The following is a 4,207-nucleotide window of genomic DNA, read 5'->3' on the forward strand; positions in this document are numbered from 1 at the left end:
TTTGAAGAATTGTACTACCAAAAAATAGGTTCAAAAAGTAAATATTTGTCTTTTAATAATTCGCAAAAAGTGTAAACTAAAAATGAACCACGTCAAAATGCTTAAAATTTGTTTCATAAAATTATTGATTTAGATGTTTCTTCACCTTGTCTAAGATTTCTTGATAATAAGATTTATCAACTGTTTCTCTTGTTGCACCGGTATTCGGGTTATATTCTATTTTTCCATATACGCCTCGATATTCTTCAACAATGCTGTTTGGTCTTGGGTCATATATTGATGGTGACTTAAGAGCAACGTTAGGGTCTTGATTGAGAACATCGCATGCAAAAGTACCGCAATTATTACTTGTCAAACTATAAGGCTTTCTATTTGGATTTTTAAATTCTTGCACTTTGCTATCTGCATAAGATTTCATAGCTTTAAAGTTGTCACTTTCAATGTATGCTCCTTCTATTCTTGTCCAGTGTCCTGATACTTTTGAAATTTATCCTAATACTTTGTTTAAAGATTTTTGAGTAGGCTTCCCATCTTTACCAATTTTGACATTTGATACTGATACATTTTAGAATCAAATAAATTTGAAATAGTCAATCTGTCCTTACCTTATATTCTTTAATTGCTGTTACAAATTTTAACCTTGAAAAAACAATTTAAATTTTGGAAGCAACGGAATATAATTCGAAATAGAACTTAATAGACCTACATCTGGCCTAGCTTTAAATCTTCTAATTAAATCAGTTGGATTTTTAACCATTTTACTTTTATCTAATTCAACAATATGTTTAATTTCAATATTAAATTCATTGACAGTAATAATTTGTTAACAATGGCAGAGAGATGAAATCTAAAAGCATTATTATGTAATTGCTGCGAGTTTTATAAAACTCTCTTTATCTGTGTTTGAATGAATTTGATAATCCTTTTTGTTACTTTTTCATAAATAATGCAAAATAATCTAATGATAGAGGTCTTAAAAGGTGATATTACAAAAATTCAGGTTGATGCTATTGTAAATGCGGCCAATACATCTTTGCTGGGAGGAGGAGGAGTGGATGGTGCAATTCATAGGGCTGGTGGTAAAGCTATACTTGAAGAATGTCAAAAAATACGAAGTAAGCAAGGAGGCTGTAAAGTTGGTGAAGCCGTTATAACAAATGCCGGAGCACTGCCCGCTAAATTTGTTATTCATACTGTAGGGCCAGTTTGGAATAATGGCAAAAGTAATGAAGAGTACTTGTTGTCATTAGCCTATTTTAATAGCCTTAAATTGGCATTAGACAACGGAGTAAGGACAATTTCCTTTCCCAATATTAGCACGGGTATTTATAAATTTCCTAAGGAAAAAGCCGCTGAAATTGCCATTCAAACAGTGTTTGACTTTTTGCCTGCTTCAGATAATATTGAAAAGGTTCTCTTTGTTTGCTTTGATGAAGAAAACTATAAAATCTATTCCAAACTTTTAATGTAAACAGGACTAAAATTTGTTTGTACCTCCAAGGGTCAAACGCAGTTTCTGATGTCTTGTTTAGTGGAGAGTCGATTAGTTATATATGCATCGCAGGTGTCTCTGTGTAGGACAGTATAAAAAAAGACCACCCAATGAATAACTTATTGGATGGCCTTAAACTAAATGCTATTACTTGAATTTGTTAATTTATTTCAGGACAGGACATTTTTTGCCCTCCTATGATTTGCAATAAGAAAGAATTTCTAGGGCAGTAGACTTTGTTAACCTGCCATTTACTATAGGATCTGTTAAGATTTCAACAACATCTTTAAAACCCTCACTTTCAAACGCTATCTTATCTGACAATAATAACGCATCCATAATATAATAAACTTGATATTCGGAAAGTTCATCATTTATAAATGCTTGACTTAGTACAGTAATCTCACTTTTGCCCACTAATAAGTCTATATCCTCAGATAGGATTATTGGTGCGCTTCCGCCTTTCTTAGCTAATGAGAATTTGTAATCATCAACTTCTTTTTCAATAAGCTTTTTAAACTCGCTCATTGATATCTGTTTGTTTAATGCCTGTTTTATGTGACTAATTTTCATTTTTATATTTATTGTGGACGACCTTCCGGGCCTCCTCTTAAAGGTTTACGACCTTGAAACTGATTACCCCTATCATAGCTATCTTTATATGTTTTAACAGTCTTTCCATCCTCATTTTTGTATGTAACATATTCAGCCCTTGATTGACCTGGACCTCTTCCAGGACGCACTTCAGTTTTTTTGGTGAATTTTTCGCCAACTTTTTCTGCTGTTTTGCTTTTTTCTACTTTGGATAATTTTTGAAAACCTTCCTGAAAATCTTTAGGGGTCTTCTCAGCCATCGTCTTTTCAACAACTTTTTGCCCCTGCTCTTTAATTTCCTGTTTTACTTCCTTCTTAACAGTTGCATATAATGCTTGGCCCACTGCTTTACTTTTTCCTACAGGCATTATGGCGCTTACAACGTCAGAACCCATATCATTATAGGCTTGTTTATAAGCGGCAATTTCCTGTTTTGCTTTTTTACCACCACTTGGTGCTGATGCCGGCTGTGATGCAAAAAATAGACCTGCAAAAATAACAAAACAGACAGGGCAATCTCCATTTGGGTCGCTCCTCAAAACCGGGTTATTCCATCCATACTGATATGTACTATACTCCTCCTGTTCAGCTACTACTGGGTCAACTCTATCAAAACGTCCAATCGTCGGGTTATATCCTCTTGCTCCTAATCGAATCAAATTCAGATTAAATGTACTTTCTTTTTCCCGATTTAAAAACTCAAATTAATAGTAAATACACCAATTCCAATCGAAGTTTTGGAAGTCTGGTTACGTGCGGATTTGTTTGTTTGAAAGACTTTATGGGTGTTGCGAAGATGGGTAATATATTAAAAAAGGCCACCCAATGAATAATCTATTGGATGGCCTTAGATTAAATACTTGCACTTAAATTTGACAACTCATTTCAGGTATAGACACTTATTGGTTTTTTGAAGAATAAAACAAAAAACCAATAGTAGCCGTAAAATACAATATAGTTATCAAGAGCGTTGTACGCTTTGACAGTGGTGGATATTCGCTATACACACTCTCTCGAATACCAAATATGTATTTGTTAATGAGCCAAAGGATTGAGCCTGAAATTAGCCTTACTATCCACTTATTGCCTAATTCTTCTGTCAGAGGTATTCTAAATTGAAAAATAATAGATACATCCAAAATGAAAAATATTTGCATGGACATAATGCAAAACATTACACCTAACTCTGGGTCTGGATTTCCAATTGAATGGAAAACTTCGTAAAGTCCACTCAAATAGTGATTTTTTGCTTTCATTCTTTTTTTTCTACAAAATTTGTTGCATTTTCTTTGTCATAATCATGCCAAAGATCATCTTCATAAATGGCGTAAATTGTAGCTATTGCAATTCCACCAATCCCTCCTGTTGCCAATGAAATTCCAGTGACTGCCAATGTAGTTAAAGCATGTGTGGTGGTTATATTACCAAAAACTCTTTTACTACTAACATCTGCAATACCAATTAATGTTGTAATTCCTCCAACAACTTTGAGTCCAGCTGCTATTTTAAGAGCTAAATTTCTGGGCAAAGCAACATTTCTAATAATATTGATGGGTCTATTCTTAATTAATGGTTGTCTTGCAATTGCTTTGGCATTAATCTCCTTTTGGGATAACTTAGAACCAGGGTAACGATATGTTCCGTCCCATTTTGCGACCTTCACAATCCTATTTCCTAAATGCCATTCTGAAGCACCTATTGCTAAATCAGCCTGCCACGGCCAGCCAATAGTTGGCGCTTCTATTGGTTGGGTTCTTTTGCCATGAACTGTTGGCTCCTGACCATTCCCATTTACTACAATGCCCGTCGATTTGTCGTAGGTAAAAAGTGCATCACTGTTACGATATTCATCGAACTTTGGATCGCTAGGACATGTTGGGCAAATAGCAATCGGTTGCGATGATTCAGGATATAATCCAAGCCTATCGTTAAACAAAACTGGGTTATTGATTGTATAACCATAAGGTGAAATTGTTGGGAAGATTTCCCCCAACAGATCCACCCCATCAAATCTTCCTATACTTGCATTATAAGTCCTTGCACCAAAGCTAATTCTTCGCAAATTAAACGTACTTTCCTTTACTTTAATTTGATATTCGAATAAAGGTAAGTTAGGAGCGG

5 protein-coding genes and 1 pseudogene are annotated in these 4,207 nt (G+C 34.5%); 1 reads left to right on the forward strand and 5 read right to left on the reverse strand.

From position 1 onward, the window contains the following. Window positions 1–121 precede the first annotated feature (121 nt). Window positions 122–418 carry a hypothetical protein gene (locus C0V77_RS22725; protein WP_101728687.1) on the reverse strand — a complete coding sequence of 99 codons (297 nt, stop codon included), beginning with the start codon at window positions 416–418 and terminating at the stop codon, window positions 122–124. A gap of 528 nt (window positions 419–946) precedes the next feature. Here C0V77_RS22725 and C0V77_RS22730 point away from each other — a divergent pair. Next, window positions 947–1,471 (forward strand): O-acetyl-ADP-ribose deacetylase, encoded by a 525-nt coding sequence (locus C0V77_RS22730; RefSeq protein WP_229236350.1) that lies wholly within the window; start codon window positions 947–949, stop codon window positions 1,469–1,471. A gap of 216 nt (window positions 1,472–1,687) precedes the next feature. On the opposite strand, the gene C0V77_RS22735 is transcribed toward C0V77_RS22730, so the two are convergent. From C0V77_RS22735 to C0V77_RS23235, 4 genes and pseudogenes are all read right to left on the reverse strand, one after another. Continuing rightward, complete coding sequence (locus C0V77_RS22735; protein WP_101728689.1) at window positions 1,688–2,020, reverse strand: hypothetical protein; 333 nt, start codon at window positions 2,018–2,020, stop codon at window positions 1,688–1,690. Window positions 2,021–2,073: 53 nt separating this feature from the next. After that, the gene (locus tag C0V77_RS22740; protein ID WP_158238005.1) at window positions 2,074–2,745 is read right to left on the reverse strand and encodes an RHS repeat domain-containing protein; all 672 of its coding nucleotides are present in this window, start codon (window positions 2,743–2,745) and stop codon (window positions 2,074–2,076) included. Window positions 2,746–2,985: 240 nt separating this feature from the next. After that, a complete protein-coding gene (locus C0V77_RS22745) occupies window positions 2,986–3,342 on the reverse strand; it encodes a hypothetical protein (RefSeq protein WP_101728691.1) in 357 nt (118 codons plus the stop codon). Beyond that, window positions 3,339–4,207, reverse strand: a pseudogene (locus C0V77_RS23235) (hypothetical protein); the annotation flags it as partial. The gene C0V77_RS22745 and the pseudogene C0V77_RS23235, both read right to left, overlap by 4 nt.

The organism is Emticicia sp. TH156 (genome assembly GCF_002855535.1).
Taxonomy (GTDB): domain Bacteria; phylum Bacteroidota; class Bacteroidia; order Cytophagales; family Spirosomataceae; genus Emticicia; species Emticicia fluvialis.

Coding starts and splice junctions, on each gene's coding strand:
- C0V77_RS22725 (WP_101728687.1), bottom strand. CDS start 418: ATGAAATCTTATGCAGATAGCAAAGTGCAAGAATTTAAAAATCCAAAT.
- C0V77_RS22730 (WP_229236350.1), top strand. CDS start 947: ATGCAAAATAATCTAATGATAGAGGTCTTAAAAGGTGATATTACAAAA.
- C0V77_RS22735 (WP_101728689.1), bottom strand. CDS start 2,020: ATGAGCGAGTTTAAAAAGCTTATTGAAAAAGAAGTTGATGATTACAAA.
- C0V77_RS22745 (WP_101728691.1), bottom strand. CDS start 3,342: ATGAAAGCAAAAAATCACTATTTGAGTGGACTTTACGAAGTTTTCCAT.